At 52.7% G+C, this 16,772-nt stretch carries 13 protein-coding genes; 8 read left to right on the top strand and 5 right to left on the bottom strand.

Annotation, left to right across the window (positions count from 1 at the left end; translation table 11 throughout):
• Window position 1: 1 nt before the first annotated feature.
• Entirely contained in the window at window positions 2-1,162 is a 1,161-nt protein-coding gene (locus AC6I1F_RS10035) for a UxaA family hydrolase (protein ID WP_160335811.1), read from the top strand.
• A gap of 49 nt (window positions 1,163-1,211) precedes the next feature.
• Here AC6I1F_RS10035 and AC6I1F_RS10040 read toward each other — a convergent pair whose 3' ends face one another.
• Genes AC6I1F_RS10040 through AC6I1F_RS10055 form a run of 4 tightly spaced genes read right to left on the bottom strand, consistent with a single transcriptional unit; the run spans window position 1,212 to window position 7,625 of the window.
• Entirely contained in the window at window positions 1,212-3,038 is a 1,827-nt protein-coding gene (locus AC6I1F_RS10040) for an ABC transporter ATP-binding protein (RefSeq protein WP_160335812.1), read from the bottom strand.
• Window positions 3,038-4,453 (bottom strand): ABC transporter permease, encoded by a 1,416-nt coding sequence (locus AC6I1F_RS10045; protein ID WP_160335826.1) that lies wholly within the window; start codon window positions 4,451-4,453, stop codon window positions 3,038-3,040. Before AC6I1F_RS10045 ends, AC6I1F_RS10040 begins: the two co-directional genes overlap by 1 nt.
• Window positions 4,453-5,430 (bottom strand): ABC transporter permease, encoded by a 978-nt coding sequence (locus AC6I1F_RS10050; protein WP_160335813.1) that lies wholly within the window; start codon window positions 5,428-5,430, stop codon window positions 4,453-4,455. Before AC6I1F_RS10050 ends, AC6I1F_RS10045 begins: the two co-directional genes overlap by 1 nt.
• Window positions 5,427-7,625 (bottom strand): ABC transporter substrate-binding protein, encoded by a 2,199-nt coding sequence (locus AC6I1F_RS10055; protein ID WP_160335827.1) that lies wholly within the window; start codon window positions 7,623-7,625, stop codon window positions 5,427-5,429. Before AC6I1F_RS10055 ends, AC6I1F_RS10050 begins: the two co-directional genes overlap by 4 nt.
• 312 nt (window positions 7,626-7,937) lie before the next feature.
• Between AC6I1F_RS10055 and ybgC the strand changes: the two genes are divergently transcribed.
• From ybgC to AC6I1F_RS10080, 5 genes are read left to right on the top strand one after another with little or no spacing between them, the layout of a single operon-like run.
• On the top strand, window positions 7,938-8,354 hold the full coding sequence (gene ybgC / locus AC6I1F_RS10060; protein ID WP_160335814.1) for a tol-pal system-associated acyl-CoA thioesterase: 417 nt from the start codon (window positions 7,938-7,940) through the stop codon (window positions 8,352-8,354).
• A 9-nt stretch (window positions 8,355-8,363) separates the two neighbouring features.
• Window positions 8,364-9,047 (top strand): protein TolQ, encoded by a 684-nt coding sequence (tolQ, locus tag AC6I1F_RS10065; RefSeq protein ID WP_160335815.1) that lies wholly within the window; start codon window positions 8,364-8,366, stop codon window positions 9,045-9,047.
• A gap of 9 nt (window positions 9,048-9,056) precedes the next feature.
• Window positions 9,057-9,482 carry a biopolymer transporter ExbD gene (locus AC6I1F_RS10070; RefSeq protein WP_160335816.1) on the top strand — a complete coding sequence of 142 codons (426 nt, stop codon included), beginning with the start codon at window positions 9,057-9,059 and terminating at the stop codon, window positions 9,480-9,482.
• Window positions 9,482-10,693: a cell envelope integrity protein TolA gene (gene tolA / locus AC6I1F_RS10075; RefSeq protein WP_251570490.1), complete on the top strand. Its 1,212-nt coding sequence runs from the start codon at window positions 9,482-9,484 to the stop codon at window positions 10,691-10,693. Before AC6I1F_RS10070 ends, tolA begins: the two co-directional genes overlap by 1 nt.
• A 22-nt stretch (window positions 10,694-10,715) precedes the next feature.
• Window positions 10,716-12,221 (top strand): mechanosensitive ion channel family protein, encoded by a 1,506-nt coding sequence (locus AC6I1F_RS10080; RefSeq protein ID WP_160335818.1) that lies wholly within the window; start codon window positions 10,716-10,718, stop codon window positions 12,219-12,221.
• Window positions 12,222-12,317: 96 nt separating this feature from the next.
• Here AC6I1F_RS10080 and AC6I1F_RS10085 read toward each other — a convergent pair whose 3' ends face one another.
• Window positions 12,318-14,066, bottom strand: a complete 1,749-nt coding sequence (locus AC6I1F_RS10085; RefSeq protein ID WP_160335819.1) for a proline--tRNA ligase — start codon at window positions 14,064-14,066, stop codon at window positions 12,318-12,320.
• Between the two features lie 119 nt (window positions 14,067-14,185).
• Here AC6I1F_RS10085 and AC6I1F_RS10090 point away from each other — a divergent pair, with 119 nt between their 5' ends.
• Both AC6I1F_RS10090 and AC6I1F_RS10095 read left to right on the top strand, forming a co-directional pair.
• The gene (locus AC6I1F_RS10090) at window positions 14,186-14,734 is read left to right on the top strand and encodes an RNA pyrophosphohydrolase (RefSeq protein ID WP_160335820.1); all 549 of its coding nucleotides are present in this window, start codon (window positions 14,186-14,188) and stop codon (window positions 14,732-14,734) included.
• Between the two features lie 194 nt (window positions 14,735-14,928).
• A complete protein-coding gene (locus AC6I1F_RS10095) occupies window positions 14,929-16,740 on the top strand; it encodes an IS1634 family transposase (RefSeq protein WP_497801769.1) in 1,812 nt (603 codons plus the stop codon).
• Window positions 16,741-16,772 lie beyond the last annotated feature (32 nt).

The following is a 16,772-nucleotide window of genomic DNA, read 5'->3' on the forward strand; positions in this document are numbered from 1 at the left end:
GATGGAATTTTTAGGATACAAAAGATCTGACGGTTCCGTCGGCGTGAGAAATCATGTACTGATTCTTCCTTCCTGCGCCTGCGCTTCCGAAACCTGCCGCGTTGTCGCCTCTCAGGTGCGCGGTACAAAAAACGTCATCATCAACGTCGGCTGCTCTGACGTTGCCGCCAACACCGAACTCACGCAGCGCGTGCTCACCGGTTTCGCGCTCAACGCGAATGTTTACGGCGTGATTATCATCGGTCTCGGCTGCGAAACAGTCGGTCATCGCCAGCTCGCAGACAAAATCCGCGCTCTGACCGATAAGCCGGTTGTCTCTTTTGGCATTCAGGAAGAAGGCGGCACTGTGGGAACCGCCGCTTTGGCGGTCCGAGCCGCGCGTCAGATGGTCGCCGAGGCCAGTCAGATGCAGCGGACCAAGTGTCCGGTCTCGGATCTCTTCGTCGCGATCGAATGCGGCGGATCCGACGCGACCAGCGGCATCGCCTCCAACCCCGCGGTCGGCAATATGGCCGATCGGCTTGTTGATCTCGGCGCAACCACAATGATGAGCGAAACGGTCGAATTCATCGGTGCCGAGCATGTGCTTGCCAGAAGAGGCGCCACGCCTGAGATTCATGATCAGATCATCCGCATCTGCGAGGATTACGAGAAGCATCTCGCGCTTGCCGGCCAGGACTGCCGTACCGGACAGCCGACCCCCGGCAATAAAGCGGGCGGGCTCTCCACAATCGAAGAAAAGAGCCTCGGCTGCATCCACAAAGGCGGAACCCGACCGGTGGTTGAAGTGCTTGCCGAAGCGGCACGCTCGACTAAGAAAGGCGCTCTGATCATGGACACTCCGGGATATGACATCTCTTCGGTCACCAGCATGATCGCGGGCGGCGCGACCGTGGTTGTCTTTACCACCGGCCGCGGCACACCGACCGGTCACGCCTTAGCGCCGGTCATCAAGGTCACCGCCAACCCGATTACCGCCAAACGCATGAAAGACAACATGGACATTGATGTCTCGGGCATTTTGGAGGGCGAAGAAACGATCAACGAAGCGGGCGAGCGGATCCTCGAGGATGTCGTCGAGGTCGCCTCCGGCAAGATGACGAAAGCCGAAGCGCTCGGATTCTCCGATATCGCAGTCGATCACGTCTGCCGCTTTATCTAGTCGCTGAGTCAATCAGAGCCTTTCTTACGCAAAAAAGAAAGGCTCTTTTTTATTTTCCGAGCTTTTGGCGCAGCGCGTCAAAATTCGGCACCGCGTTCAAAAGATTCTGCGTATAGACTTCTCTGGGCGTATTTAAAACCTCCGCCGCGGTTCCAGACTCAACGACACGTCCGTCCTTCATCACAATGACGTCATCGGCGAGGTAACGCACCACGCTGAAGTTGTGCGTGATAAAAAGGTACGAAATCCCTCTGTTTTTCTGGATCTCGTTTAACAAATTCAGAATCTGGGCCTGTACCGATACGTCAAGCGCAGAAGTCGGCTCATCACAAATCAGCAATTCCGGCTCCACCAGAAGCGCCCGGGCAATCGCCAAACGCTGACGCTGTCCGCCGGAAAACTCATGCGGGTAGCGGTAAAGTGAATCCGAACGCAGACCGCAGAGATTGACTGCGGATTCCGCCCGATCGATCGCTTCTGAAGCTGAAGTGCCCGATCTCAGACTTTCGAGCCCCTCTAAAAGAATCTCTTTAACGCGCATGCGCGGATTAAGGCTTGAGAACGGGTCTTGGAAAATCACCTGTATTCGTCGTCTTGCTTCTAAGAGCGCCTGTCCTTTGAGCTCACTGAGCTCGGTGCCGTCAAGCCGCGCCGAACCGTTGATATGCGCCGCGCTGCGAAGCAGCTGCAGAACGCCTCGCGCGACAGTCGTCTTGCCGCTTCCGCTTTCTCCGACCAGCGCGGTGGTGCGGCCCCGAAGCACATCAAAAGATACGTCCTGAACCGCTTTCACATAATCCGGCCGGCGCAGGAAGCCGCCGTGCGTAGGAAACCAAACGTTATAGTCACGCACCTGCAGCAAAGCGCCCGCTTCCGTCGCTTCGCTTTCCACCGCGGCGTCACTTCTCGGAAGCTCTACTTTCGATTTAATCGGAAACAAACAGCGAACGCGCCGAGTACCGAAATCCGTCAGAGGGACGTCGCCTCGCCTGCACTCTGCTCTTGCTTCAGTACAGCGATCGGCAAAACGGCATCCGACAAACTTTCGGTTCAAGCGGGGCACCATCCCGGGAATCGCCTGAAGCGGGTGCGATTTATCTTTGCCTTCCGGGAGTGCTTTGAGCAAATTGCGCGCGTACGGATGGTAGGGGCTCGAGAAGAAATCCTGAGCGCTGGCCTCTTCCACAAGCTCTCCGGCATACATCAGACCCACACGGTCCGCCACCTGAGCAACTACCGTCAAATCATGCGTGATCAGCAGAACGCCAATGTTTTCCGAATCGCGAAGACTCTTAATGAGATCAAGAATCTGCGCCTGAATGGTCACATCAAGCGCGGTCGTCGGCTCGTCCGCGATTAAGTATTTCGGCTGCGCCGCCAGCGCGATCGCGATCATGACGCGCTGCCTTTGTCCGCCGGAAAGCTCATGCGGGAAAGAGTCAATACGTCTCTCGGGCTCCGGAATGCCGACTTTTTTCAGCCATTCAAGCGCCTTAGCGCGGGCCTTTACGCCTCTAAGCGCCGTATGCAGTTCAATTGTCTCTACGATCTGATCGCCGACCGTCATAACTGGGTTCAGCGACGTCGCCGGTTCCTGAAAAATCAGGCTGATCTTTGAGGAACGAATATGACGCATCATTGACTCGGGCAGCCCCATAATCTCGGTGCCGTCAACCGTGACGACGCCTGATGTGACACGGCCCGTACTCGGCAAAAGACGCAGCAGAGAAAACGCCGTCATCGATTTTCCGCAGCCGGATTCGCCTACTAAAGCGCAGAACTCTCCGGGGCTGAGCTCTAAGCTCAAACCGTCAACCACGCGCACCGTATCCTCGGAAGTGAGGATGTCAGTCACCATGTTCGATATCTGCAGCATTACTTTCCTCTCTTCACTTTAATTGCCAAACGCGGATCAAACGCTTCCCGCACGGAAGAAGCCAGAAGATTTGCCGAAAGAACCAGCGTCAGCATAAAAACAAACGCCGTACAGAGATTCCACCAAACCACAGGGGTTCTAGAAAGTTCGAGTCTGCCCGCGTTGATCATCGAACCGAAACTGTATGTGGTCGGGTCGACCCCAACGCCCACATAGGAGAGCACGGCCTCATACAGCACGATGCCCGAGAAATCCAAAACCGCCACAATCAATACGATGTGAAGCACATTCGGAAGCACGTGGCGGCGCATAATACGGAACGGTCCGACACCGAACGCTCTTGCCGCCTGGATGTAATCAAGCTGAGAAATCTTGAGCGTCTCCGCGCGCAGCAAACGCGCAAGCGTCGCCCAGCCTGTAAGACCGATAATGACGCTCAGCATAAAGAGCCTTAGATCCGCCCGCTCAATGCCGGTGGCGTACATGCCGGGATGCGCGTCAATAAACACCTGAATCATCAGCACGGAAGCGGCAATCAGCAGCACACTCGGAATCGAAGAGAGCGTGGTGTACAGGTACTGAATCAAGTCATCAACCCAACCCTTGAAAAAACCGGCGCTGATGCCGAGCACCACGGCGAAAGGCAGCGTTGTCAGCGTGGCAAGCGTTCCGATAACCAGCGCGGTACGAATCGATTTAAACGCCTGGAAAAGCACATCGTTGCCGGTCTGATCAGTGCCCATCACGTGGTAGAAGGGCCAGAGAAACGCGATAAGAGATCCGAGGAGCACCAAAATCGAAACGGTCGAAAGAACGGCTTCATAGGGCACCTCGTCTCGCCGCTTAAAGAGCCTGCCCGCCTCCTCGGCAAAGGTCCTTCCTTTGGCGCGCGCGGCGCAGAGAACGCAAATGACCCAAAGCGCAGCGCAGGCGGCAAGACCAATAGCAAGCGCAAAAGCGCATCTGACAAGAACATCCCTAACGTGATCGCTCTCGTCCTTCAGATGCGCGCCGCCCGCTTTCAGCGGCTCGTAATCACGAATCGGACGACCGTTTTCAAAGCGTGAATTTTTTTCAAAGGTGCGCGTCGCCAGCGGCTCCGAGTAAGACTTTTCTTCGGCAAGATGCGCCTTGCCAAACGCTTTGTCCAGCAGAGAATACGTCTTAACGTCATAAACCGCGTGCTGATCCTGCACCGCGATAACCGGACGGAAATGCACCGAATCCAAAACGGCAGTCAAAAGGAAAAAACCGAGCAGTGTCAATGAGCAAAGCGCGGCCGCCGAGCCCATCACATAGCGCCATCGGGCGCGCAGCTCATCGCTGCGCAGCGCATGCCAGAGATAAAAACCGAGTGCCGCAACCAAGACAATGACCACAATGTCCGTCGGCAGAAGAACAAATTTAGGCATCATCATTTGAGTCGAATCCTCGGGTCGGCAATCGTGTAGGCCACATCCGTCAAAATCAGACCGATCACATAAAGAACGGTTCCGACAAACACCATGGTGCGCACAATCGCAAAATCTTGACTGTTAATCGCGTCAATCGTAAAGCTGCCCAGTCCCGGAATGCCGAAGAAACTCTCCATCACCAGTGAGCCTAAGAACAGCATCGGAAGAACCGCCACCGTCGAGGTGAGGATCGGAAGACTTGCGTTGCGCAGAACATGCTTAAAGAGCACGGCTGACTCCGGCAGCCCTTTGGCGCGGGCCGTGCGGACATAATCTTTGCTGATCTCCTCTAAAAACATGGATCGGTAAAGGAGCGCGTCTCCGCCAATGCGGGAGAAAACGCCGATCGCGACCGGAAGAATGAGAAAAGCCGCCATCGCTGTGCCGCTTTCAAAACCGGAAATCGGCACGAGCTTGAGAATCTTGGAAAACAGCCACTGTCCGAAAATAATGTAGAAAAGCCCGGAAATCGACATCATGACGATCGCAAGAATCACGCCGCCGATCTCGAGCTTCGTATGCCGAAAAAACACCAGCCCCAGAGAGAACACCACGATGACGAAGACACCGAGTAAAAATGTCGGCAGCGCAAGCGCGATCGAAGGGCCCATGCGGTTTTTAATCTCATAGGCAATATCGCGGCCGGTATCGGACGCGCCTAAGTCACCGACCATCATTCGGGCGCTGTGCTCCCAAAAAATGGTTTCTGTCGCTTTTTTTGCTCCTTCAGCACTCTCGTTCCACAGAAGCGGCCTGTCGTAGCCGTGGAATTTCTTCCAGCTTTCAATCGCTTCAGCCGTCACGCGTTTTCCGCCGATATTGAGCCGCGCCATATCATCCGGCGTGTTGACGGTAAAAAACAAAACGAACGTCAGCAGATTCACGCCGATGAGAATTAAAAAGCCGTAGCCGATGCGTCTTAAAAGATATCGAATCATTTCAAGGACTCCTGTGCAGTACGGGCGGTCATGCGCTCTCTTCTACGGTGCAGAATCACGGCCGGAACAACCAGTGAACCCAGAAGCGCAGCCAGAATAAAGAGCGGCCAGTAGATCGGTTTATTCCACTCTTTAACGCGCTCGACTCGGGTCGCGGGGTCAAGCCTCAAATACTGGATATGGTTGCGGACAATCTGTGTCGGTTTACCGTTATGCACCCACTGATGAAAAGCCGCGGCGCTCGTCGGGAAGTATCCGAACGACCACGGAGCGTCTTTCTGCACAATGCGGATCAGCTCTTCAATGGCGGCAGCCTTTTCCGGACCCTCATCCAAGTAGCGCATCTTGGCGTAAATCCGGTCATAGTCATCGTTCTGATAGTTCGAAGCGTTTTCTCCAGAACCGCCCGTGCTCGACTTCGCGTTGGGTCCGTAAAGCAGAAATAAGAAATTCTCCGCATCCGGGTAGTCTGCGAGCCAGCCCCAAAGGAACAGCTGATGATTTCCGGTAATGACTTTATCCTGGAAGCGGTTGTAGTCCGTCGCGCGGATATCGAGCTGAATTCCGATCTTGGCAAACTGCTTCTGATACCAGTCCAGCACGGATTTTGTCGCAGGAGACGCAGCCGCCTGAAAGTCCAGATTCAATACAAGCGGTTCTCCCGTTTTCTGATCCCGTCCGTCCGGATAACCGGCCTCGCTCAGAAGTTTTTTCGCTTCAGCCAGAGATTTGCGGCGGATCTGTCCGTCCTCGCCTTTCTCGTAAACATAGGGGTTAAATGCCGCCGCGCCGTCTTTGCTGTAACCGAACAATCCCGGCGGCAGCGGACCGTGCGCAGGAGATGCGAGCCCTTTCTGGAAAATCTGAATGTACTCTTCCCAGTCCATCGCGATAGAGATCGCCTGACGAAGCTTACGGTTGCGCTCCTGCTGCTCGGGCGTATCGCCTCGGCCGATCACAGGATCGAGCCAGTTAAATCCGAAGTAAGTATTCTGAGCTTCTACCGTCTTCGGGAACTGCAGTTTCTTTTCGCGATATTCTTTTTCTTTCTTGGCGCTGTCGGCCATGCCGATCAGAAAACCCTGACCGTTGTCCAGACGCTCAATCTGCGGAGAATCGTAATAGCCCTGTAGAAATTTCGTCTGCAGAGGCACGCTTTCTTTTTCCGCGCTGATTTCAATTCGATCAATAAAAGGCATCGGCTTGCCGCAGTCCTGCAGATAGCCCTTTGACTCGTCAAGCTCCTCGCCTTCGCACGGATAAAGTTCCGTTTTTCTGTAGTTCGGGTTGCGCTCCATGACATGTCTGCGGTTTTCAATCGATTCGACCAGCATATAGGGCCCGGTTCCGACCGGCCAGTAATTCAGAGAAAGATTGTTCTTTGCCATGCCCTTCTGCGCGTAGAACGCTTCTGCTTCCCAAGGGATGGGAGAAAAAAAGGTCATTGCAAGCCAATTGGAAAACTGAGGATATTTGCCTTTGACCTCCAGGCGCAGCGTGTACTTATCGGGCGCGCTGACACCCTTCAGAGGAATTTTTCTGAAATCCAGAAACGGCAGATCGCGGTCCGTAGGCGAAAGTCCGCGTCTGAGCCGCTCATCTTCTGCTCGAACCAGGACCGCGTATTCGTTCAGTCCCGGAAGATGATTAGCCATCGTTCCGAAGATCGGAGAGATAATGCGCGGGTTCGCCATACGCTTAATCGCATAGACATAATCTTCCGCCTCGAGCTCCCGAGTTCCTTTTTGCGGCAGATCGAGCGGATTGCGCAGCCCGTCAATGACCTCGGGCGCAAGATGATGATTCACGTAGCGACCCTCCGCGTCCCTCGCGAAAGCGGGATGCGGCGCATACATGATGCCTTTCTTCAGCGGAATTTCGTACACACTGAGCGCGACCTCTTCAGGGTCTGCGTCTTTACCAAGCTTATTTCCGTTCTTATCGAAATAAACCGGCTGAACAATTCTTTCAGCCGCTCGGGGGATCAGCTCATAGGGCCTTTTGAGGTAGTGATACTGATAAAGCGGTTCGTAAATATTGTAGGTATAAGGTGTTTCATCCGACGAGTAAGAACTGGTCGGATCCAGATGCTTAGGGCTGCGGCCTGAAAAAGGCGTAAATAAAGTGTTTGCGGAAAGTTCCTGTTCGCTGTGCACGGCATTGGGAATTTCTCGGCATGAAGAAAGCAAAAACATGCAGCCCAAAAGCGACGAAAGGCAGAGCAGCGCTCTCGCTCGAGACCTTGGGTTTGCCGTATTTCTTTTCACTTTTATCCTTTCACCTATTTTGGGACGCAATATCTTATCAGTTTGATTAAAAACCCAAAGAAATGAAACATTTACCAACACATTATCTCAGTTTAAGCTTTGTTTCCAAGGATGTCAGAAAGCGCTTGATTTGGATACACAGCCAGCCAAAAAAACTATTTATCAGAATCAGCTTGATAAAATCTTGCTTTGGACTTCTGTGTGTATTGACCGATATTCGGCAGGGAGCGATATTCTTAAATGACTGAGGCTTACTTTGACTTACCCGTGCGTGTGTATTATGAAGATACGGACTGTGCTCGGGTCGTCTATTACGCCAACTACCTTAAATTCATGGAGCGGGCGCGTACGGAATGGCTGAGAGCGCTCGGCTGGTCTCAGGAGGAGCTGTATCAGCGGCATCGAATCGTATTTGTCGTCGCCGAGGCAAAGGTCCGCTACATTCGGCCCGCGCATCTTGATGACGAGCTCATTGTCCGGGCGAGAATCTCCGACTGCCGAAGGGCCTCTTTCTGCTTCACACAGGAGATATTAAGAGCCGGCGAGAAGCTTGCCTCAGGTGAGATTCGCTGCGGCGTACTGAACGCGGATACTTTCCGTCCGACTGCAATGCCGGAAGAGATGTCTGCAAAATTTAAAGAACTTTTAATTTCGTAAGGGATCGTGATGGAAGCATCCGCTGATTTATCCATTATCACTTTAGTCACACAAGCCAGTGCCGTAGTGCAGATTGTTTTGTGCATTCTTCTCATTTTTTCACTGGTGAGCTGGACGATTATTTTCCAGAAATGGTTTCAGATGAGCCGCGCCAGACGAGAAGCCGCAAGCTTCGACAAGCGTTTCTGGGGCGGAGCCGATCTGAACAAGCTCTATGAATCGGCAGCCGAACGCCGCGATTCCATCGGACCTCAGGAAGGCATTTTCTATTCCGGCATGACTGAGTTTCTGCGCGGCAGAGCGAGCCATCTAGAGCAGAAAGCCGGCACATTCGGGCTCATTGACAGCGTCTCGCGCGCCATGCGCGCCCGCTTCCAGAGAGAGCTGGACATTCTGGAATCCGGTCTTTCGGTGCTTGCCACGATTGGTTCGGTTTCTCCCTACATCGGTTTGTTCGGTACGGTTTGGGGCATCATGGACGCCTTCACCGGACTGGGCAACCTGGAAAGCGCCTCGCTCGCTGTTGTAGCCCCCGGTATTGCCGAAGCTCTGGTCGCAACCGCGATCGGTCTGTTCGCCGCGATTCCTGCCGTGATCGGATACAACCGCTTTGCTTACAGCCTGGATCGTCTTGCGAACCAGTATGAAAGCTACATGCAGGAATTCCAAAATATTTTGAGTCGTCAGGCCTAAGGAAAGAACATGCCCCGCAACGGAAGCAGAAGACGTCTTCTCGCAGAGATGAACGTCGTTCCCTATATTGACGTGATGCTGGTGCTGGTCGTCATCCTGATGGTGGCGGCTCCTTACGTCAATCCCTCAATGGTTGATTTGCCGACCGTCAACAAGGCCGCCAAGCAGCCTGATAAAGTCGTTGAAGTCATTGTCGCACCCGACGGCCAGCTTTCTATTCGTGACAGCGCTAAGAAAGTCGTACCGGTGGACTTCCCGCAGCTCGTGTCAACCGTTGAATCTCTGCGCGCTGACGGCGCCAATGTGCCTGTCGTCATCGCGGCGGACAAAACGGTCGCCTATGAAAAAGTGATCGATGTCATGCGCAATCTGCAGAAAGCCAACATCACACGCATCGGTTTATCCCTCAAACTGGAAGGGTCCGGAGCTAAGTAATGGATGACTATTCTCCCAATCAGCCGAATAAAGTAACAGACGGCCAAGGCTTCTGGGGTGTCGCCTTTGTGCTTGCCCTAATCGCCCACGGCGTGCTGTTTGTGCTTTTGTTTGTGTCAATGCAGTGGAGAGCGGAGCCGACCGGTCCGGTATACGCCGAACTCTGGACGGGAGACGAGGCGGCTCAAATGGCCGATACTCAGCCGGAACCGGCCCCGGAACCTGAGCCTGAGCCCGAACCGGAACCCGAGCCGCAGCCTGAACCTGAACCGCCGGCTCCCGAACCGCAGAGCGCGCCGGAGCCGCAGCTTCCGCCGCCACCGCCGCCGATTGCACAGACCGACTTGGATCGTCAGGCCAATATGCTTGAAGACCCGGACATCGTTCAGGAGCGGCTGGATCGCGAAGCGAAAAAGCAGGAAGAAGAAAAGCAGCGCATTCTGGAGCGCGAGCGTCAGTTAGAAGAAGCCCGCAGAGCTGAAGAGCAGCGTAAAGCCGAAGAAGCCCGACAGGCGGAAGAACGACGCAAAGCGGAAGAAGCTAAACGACAGGAAGAGCTCAGACAGCAGGAGCTGAAACGCCAGGAAGAGCTCAAGCAGCAGGAATTAAAACGTCAGGAAGAGCAGCGTCAGCTTGCGGAACAAAAACGCCTTGAGCAGCAGAAAGCCGAAGCGGAACGCAAGGCTCGTCAGGAAGAGCTCAAACGTCAGGCTCAGGAGCGTGAAAAGCAGATCGCCGAGCAGAAAGCCAAACGCGAAAAAGAACTTGCTGAGAAAAAGAAAGCTCAGGAAGAGCTGAATCGTCAAAGAGCTGAAGCTCAGGCCAACGCCGCACGCAGAAAAGAAATGCTCAGCCGTCTTTCCGGACAGAGCGGATCCAGCATGGGCAGCAGCGGCTCCTCGAGCATGACGAGCTTCCAGCAGGCTCAGTACAACAATCGTATCGTGGCCTGCATCCGACCGCATATTACGTTTAATACCCCGGCAGGCGCCAAACGCGGCGACTATGTCGCGCGCTTCGAAGTACAGCTTCTGAAGACCGGCAAGAAAGCCGGAACTCCGAAACTTTTGAAGACGAGCGGTCTTAAAGCTTTTGACAACGCGGTGGAAAAAGCGATCCTGTTGTGTGATCCGTTCCCGAAACCGCCTGTCGGAAACGTTCCCTCCTCTATTCTTCTCACTTTCGATCCGGTGGAAGACGTCGGTCGTTAACGTCGTTTTATAAGGAAAATTTATGGCCGTCAGCGAAGTCGCAAAGGTTGCTCAAACCGCGGTTACAACCGAGGAGCTCCTCAGCGCTGATAACAATATCCTTGATGAGCTTCTGCTCATGTTTGAAAAGGGGCTGAATCAGCCGGTCGTATATTGGCAGATCGCCTGTCTTGCGACCTCACTGATCCTCGGCTGGCTGCTCTCTCGCTACCTTTACAAGCGGGCGGTCAGTCTTTTTGCCGAAGAGGAACAAACACAGGCCGAAGAAGAGAAGAACCCTAAACAAAGAGAGCAGGCGTTTTGGAGTCTCGTGCGCAGACGAATTCAGACGCTGCTTCTGCGGCTCAGTTTCCCGCTCATCTCTATGGTGTTCATCGCGGTGACAACGTTTACGATCCGGCTGTTCAACGTGCTGCCCAAGCACGCGCTGCCGCTGGAATCCATTATTTGGCTCATCCTTGGCGCCTACGTTGTTATCCGCACCGTCATCTTTATCATTCACCAAACGGTCAGCCGGGGCAAACTCTCGAACAGTCTGGATAATTTCCTGACATGGGCCATCTGGGGCGGCGTTGCGCTGCAGGTCGTCGGCGTTCTGCCGAAGGCCGTCAGCTTCATGCAGTCCACCAAGATACCGCTTGGCAAGGACAACTTCACGCTTTGGTCTTTGCTTCTCGCGATCTTCTCCATCGCGCTCGCGCTGATTGTCGCCAAATGGGTCGGACAGTTCATTGAGCGCTGGCTCAACAGTATTCCGACGATGCAGTCGAGTCTTAGGGTTGTTCTGATTCGCGTCGTGAAAGTTCTGCTTACCTTCATTGCGATTCTGGTCGGTCTTTCCTCGGTCGGCATTGACATTACCGTGCTCGGCGTATTCGGCGGCGCGGTCGGTGTGGGTCTCGGCTTTGGCCTGCAGAAAATTACCTCCAACTATGTGAGCGGCTTTATCATTCTGCTCGACAGAAGCATCAAAATCGGCGATCTGGTTTCAGTTGCGGGCGTGGAAGGCATCGTCAATGACATTAAAACGCGCTACACCGTTATCCGTGCCTTTGACGGCAGCGTCACGATTATCCCGAATGAGGCGTTTGTCACCGGAAACGTGAAAAATACCTCGTATCTGCAGGGACCGGGCCGCACCACCGTGACTATGAGTGTCGACTACAGCACTGACGTCGAAGAGGTGATTGAACTTATGACGGACATTGTCCGCAGACAGCCTCGTGTGCTGATCAGCCCTCCTCCTTACACGATTTTGTCCAACTTCGGCGCGGACGGTATCGATTTAACTTCCTACTTCTGGATTTCCGATCCGGAAAAGGGCACTACCGTGCTGCGCTCAAATATCAGCAGAGAAATGCTGCGTGAATTCAACGAGCGCAAGATCAACATACCCTTCCCGCAAAGAGATCTTCATCTTATCGGGACACCGGAAATTATCTGCCGCGTAGAATCCGATCCGGCTCCGAAAGCTGCGGATGCGGCACAGGGGCCTGCGCCGCTTGATACTTCCGCAGAACGCGTGTAATCCTTTAAAAGGCGCTTCTTTTGCAGTGCTTCGCTTAATGAAAAACCGGTCGGGAACTTTAGCTCCCGGTCGGTTTTTTGAATCAATGATCAGAGATTATCTATTATTGATCAAGCCGATCAGTTTATCTGCAATATCCGCGACAGGCACCGTCTCATTCTTCAGATCTCTGCGGTGCGTGTATTCAACTTCACCGTTTTTGAGGCCACGGTCGCCGATCGTGACGCGGTGCGGTACACCGATCAGTTCCCACTCAGCGAACATTACGCCGGGGCGCAGTCCTCTATCGTCAAGAATGACATCAATACCGGCCTCTTTCAGGCGGCCGTACAGTTCATTGGAAACCTTCTGAACCTCTTCGCTCTTGTCGTAGCCGACCGCGCAGATAACGACGGTAAAGGGCGCGATGCTGTCGGGCCAAATAATGCCCTTGTCATCATGACCCTGTTCAATCGCAGCGCCGAGCAGACGGGAAACGCCAATACCGTAGCAGCCCATCTGAAGGACCTGCGGTTTGCCGTTTTCATCCAGATAAGTCGCCTTCATCGCGGAAGAATACTTGTCGCCTAAGAAGAAGACATGGCCGACCTCGATGCCGCGCTGCATTTTCAGTGTGCCTTTGCCGTCAGGAGAAGCGTCTCCCACAACTACGTTGCGAATATCTGCGACAACGTCCGGTTCTCTCAGGTCGCGGCCCCAGTTCACGCCGCGAATGTGGTAGCCCTCTTCGTTGGCGCCGACAATGAAGTCGCTCATGTTGGCGACGGTGGTGTCCGCAACAATCGTGACATTCTTAGGAATACCGACAGGTCCGAGGTAGCCGGGTTTACTGCCGAAAGTATTCATGATTTCAGAATCCGTCGCGAAGCGGAATCCGGGCTTGAGCGCGTCAAGTTTGCCCGCTTTCACTTCATTCAGGCTGTGGTCTCCGCGCAGCAGCAGCAGAACAATCTTCGCAGGCAGCGGATTGCCTTTTTCGTCGTACTGTTCAACCGCAAGCACGATGGATTTGACGCTGTCGGTGAGCGGCTTGCCCAGCAGTTCAACGACGAGTTCGCATTTATCTTTTCCGGGTGTCGGAACTTTTTCCATCGCTTCTTTGGGCTCTTCGCGTTTTTCGATCAGGCAGGGCGCCTCAGCGAGTTCGATATTTGCCGCGTAATCGCTGTCCGGGCAGAACACGATGAGGTCTTCGCCGGTGTCGGCGATTACTTGGAATTCCTGAGAGCGGGAGCCGCCGATCGAGCCGGAGTCGGCGCGCACCGCGCGGTACATCAGGCCGAGTCGATCAAAGATTCGGCAGTAAGCTTCAAACATCTTGTCGTAGCTCTTACCGGCATCTTCAGCGTTTCTGTCGAATGAGTAGGCGTCCTTCATGATGAAGTCGCGGCCTCGCATCACGCCGAAGCGAGGGCGGCGTTCATCTCTGAACTTCGTCTGGATCTGGTAGAAATTCACAGGAAGCTGACGCCAGGACTTAATTTCCTGACGAGCGATATCCGTGACAACTTCCTCACTGGTCGGCTGCAGAACAAAATCACGGTCATGACGGTCCTTAATACGGAGGAGTTCATCTCCGTACTTCTGCCAGCGGCCGGTTTCCTGCCAAAGTTCAGCCGGCTGCACGATCGGCATCAGCAGTTCAATGGCGCCCGCTCTATCCATTTCTTCGCGGATAATGCTTTCAATTTTACGGAGGGAGCGAAGACCCATCGGCATGATGTCGTAGATGCCAGCGGCCAGTTTTTTAATCATGCCGGCGCGAAGCATCAGTTTCTGGCTAACGATTTCAGCGTCTGCGGGCGCTTCCTTCATGGTGGAAATAAAAAATTGTTTTGCTCTCATTTATTCAACTCTTGTAATGCCGGCAGAATGCGCTGCTTCCCCTTTCGAACAATCCGAAAAAGTTCCGCAAGGCGTACCGATATAATGTAAGGACACAAAAGAGTTATTTTAAAGTTTTTATGCTTGATCAACATGGATATCGACCGAATGTCGGCATTATTTTGACGAATCCTCTCCGACAGGTGTTCTGGGGAAAGCGGCTCGGTCAGCACTCGTGGCAGTTTCCACAGGGCGGCATCAACCGCGGGGAATCTCCGAGGGAGGCCATGTTCAGAGAGCTGTGGGAAGAACTCGGTCTTTTTGAAAATCAGGTCAGAATCATCGGTAGGACCGAAGACTGGCTTCGCTATGACGTCCCGGACCGCTGGGTGCGCAGAGATCTCAGAGGTATTTACAAAGGGCAGAAGCAGATTTGGTTTTTACTTGAGCTTCTGGGCAAGAACAAAGACATCAATCTGAAAGCGACCAATCATCCCGAATTTGAGGCTTGGCGCTGGAATGACTATTGGGTTCCGCTGAGTCAGGTCATTGAGTTCAAGCGCAATGTGTATAAAGAAGCGCTTACGGAGCTTGCACCGCTTATCTTTCCCGATAAGAAATCACTGACACCGCCGCCCCGTTGGGAAAGAGCGGAAGGGCCGAATCACTTCAGACTGTACCGCAATTAAGAAAAGCCGCTCTCAATGCAAAACGCAGGAGCGGCTTTTTCCTGTCTTTAGCCTCGTAAATTCTTCCCCAACCCCCGTGGTTGCTTAATTGTTCCCATTTTTTTAGAAGACAGATTTAACTTATATTTACTTTATATTATACTTAGGTTTTACTTTTATGATATAATGAGTAAAAATCTGATTCCGGAGAGTCTATGCCTACAATTACTCTGCAGCACTACAAACGAGGTTCTCACTACTACGCCAGCATCATCGAAACCTTTCGAGACCCGGTTACCCGCAAGAACTCTTCTCGGACTTTGGAAGCTTTAGGAGATATTTCTGAAAAAATGAAGGAGGATCCAAACTACCTTCAATCTTTAAAAGACAGAGTCAAAGCTCTGCGCTCGGATGCCTCACGTGCAGAACAACTCCAAGAGGCTGCGGTTCGGCGGATTGCGCCTGCGGTTTCTGATTCTTCGGCAGCTGCCTCAGCTCCTCGGCTGCATTACGGGATGGCTCCCATACGAAAAGTCTGGGAAAAGCTTGGCTTAAACGCATGGTTCCGTAAGGCCGGATACAACAGAAAACTTTCTTGGGATTTAGATTTGGCCGTGTTCTATCAAGTGGCCAGCCGCATTCTCAGTCCCATGAGCCGGCGGGGAATGAGAAGACAATGTCCGCGCCATTTGTTCAAGTTTGACTCTGTATCACTGGATCAACACTACGAAGCTTTAGACATTCTTGCTGCTTCTAAAACGACCATCATCAAAAAACTTGATGAAGCTGTATCCAAGGAAATTGCGCGGGATTGTTCCTTAGTCTTTTATGACGTAACCACTTTCTACTTTGAGAGCTTTGAACCTGATTGTTTACGCGAAAGAGGCATGAGTAAAGAGCACCGGACTCATGAGACACAGGTTCTTCTCGGTTTATTAATTGATCGCTGCGGCATTCCTCTGGACTATGAAGTCTATCGCGGCAATACGGCAGAAGTTAAAACTTTAATGAAGGTTGTTGAGTCGTTCCGGCAGAAATGTCCGCAGGGCAAACCCATCGTTGTGGCTGACAGAGGACTTAACAGCAAAGAGAATCTTTCCAAGCTGATTGAAAACGACTGTGCCTTTATCGTGGCGCACAGTCTTCACCGGCTCAGCAGCAAAGAGTTGGATAACTTGTTTAGCGAGGACGGCTGGAAATATAAATTTGATTCAGAAACAGGCGAGATGTCATGGAAGATGAAGACAATGGACTGTCCTGAAGCGGTTAAACAAAAAGAATCACGAGAGGCTGTTAACCCGCGTTTGATAGTGACTTGGTCGGCTAAGCGGTATGCCCACGACATGAAGGAATTAAATTTGCAATGGGAGCAAGCCAAGAAGATGATGAGCGCCGGCAGCGGCAGAATTGATGCCTCATTTAAACGAGGCTCGAGACAATTTCTGAAAAGAGTAAAGCAGTCGGATCCGGATAAAAAAGCTCAAGAGGAGCGTTATGAACTAAACCGTGAGCTTTATGAACGGAAAATAAGATTTGCAGGCTATTACGGGTTGATTACTTGCTGCGAAGACTTAAGTGATGAGCAGATTTACTCGAGACTGAGAGAATTATGGAAGATAGAGAACTGCTTCCGAGTAATGAAGTCAGTACTGTGTACGAGACCGATTTATGTAAGAACAGAGGCACATATCAGGGGTCACTTTGTTGTTTGTGTTCTGGCATTGGCTTTGGAGAGGTTCATGGCATTTAAGCTTCGTGAGGCAGCTATAGAGTACTCTCCGGAGATGATGGTTGAATTACTGATGTCTCCGACAGTCTCTCCGATTGAAGGGGTAAAAAACAAGGTGAAGCTGTACCTTAAAACGGGAGAACAAGAGCTGGAGAAACCGGAAAGCAGCTACTCTAAGAGCGTGGATCTGAACCAAGAAGCCGAAAAAGTGATGGCTGTCTTTGGGGTTGAACCACTCCCAACACTCACCACCGTGGTTGACATTACAAAGCGTCTCGGAGTCAGATTGCCAATATAAGTGACTTTTGTCTGCTCAAAAAATGATATAAC

It is taken from the genome of Parasutterella sp. St.1A3 (genome assembly GCF_059728705.1).

Excerpts from the sequence above, each read along its gene's own strand:
- AC6I1F_RS10055 (WP_160335827.1), bottom strand. The coding sequence starts at position 7,625 with ATGTTTTTGCTTTCTTCATGCCGAGAAATTCCCAATGCCGTGCACAGC.
- AC6I1F_RS10035 (WP_160335811.1), top strand. The coding sequence starts at position 2 with ATGGAATTTTTAGGATACAAAAGATCTGACGGTTCCGTCGGCGTGAGA.
- AC6I1F_RS10080 (WP_160335818.1), top strand. The coding sequence starts at position 10,716 with ATGGCCGTCAGCGAAGTCGCAAAGGTTGCTCAAACCGCGGTTACAACC.
- AC6I1F_RS10040 (WP_160335812.1), bottom strand. The coding sequence starts at position 3,038 with ATGCTGCAGATATCGAACATGGTGACTGACATCCTCACTTCCGAGGAT.
- AC6I1F_RS10085 (WP_160335819.1), bottom strand. The coding sequence starts at position 14,066 with ATGAGAGCAAAACAATTTTTTATTTCCACCATGAAGGAAGCGCCCGCA.
- AC6I1F_RS10070 (WP_160335816.1), top strand. The coding sequence starts at position 9,057 with ATGCCCCGCAACGGAAGCAGAAGACGTCTTCTCGCAGAGATGAACGTC.
- AC6I1F_RS10090 (WP_160335820.1), top strand. The coding sequence starts at position 14,186 with ATGCTTGATCAACATGGATATCGACCGAATGTCGGCATTATTTTGACG.
- ybgC (WP_160335814.1), top strand. The coding sequence starts at position 7,938 with ATGACTGAGGCTTACTTTGACTTACCCGTGCGTGTGTATTATGAAGAT.
- tolQ (WP_160335815.1), top strand. The coding sequence starts at position 8,364 with ATGGAAGCATCCGCTGATTTATCCATTATCACTTTAGTCACACAAGCC.
- tolA (WP_251570490.1), top strand. The coding sequence starts at position 9,482 with ATGGATGACTATTCTCCCAATCAGCCGAATAAAGTAACAGACGGCCAA.
- AC6I1F_RS10045 (WP_160335826.1), bottom strand. The coding sequence starts at position 4,453 with ATGATGCCTAAATTTGTTCTTCTGCCGACGGACATTGTGGTCATTGTC.
- AC6I1F_RS10095 (WP_497801769.1), top strand. The coding sequence starts at position 14,929 with ATGCCTACAATTACTCTGCAGCACTACAAACGAGGTTCTCACTACTAC.
- AC6I1F_RS10050 (WP_160335813.1), bottom strand. The coding sequence starts at position 5,430 with ATGATTCGATATCTTTTAAGACGCATCGGCTACGGCTTTTTAATTCTC.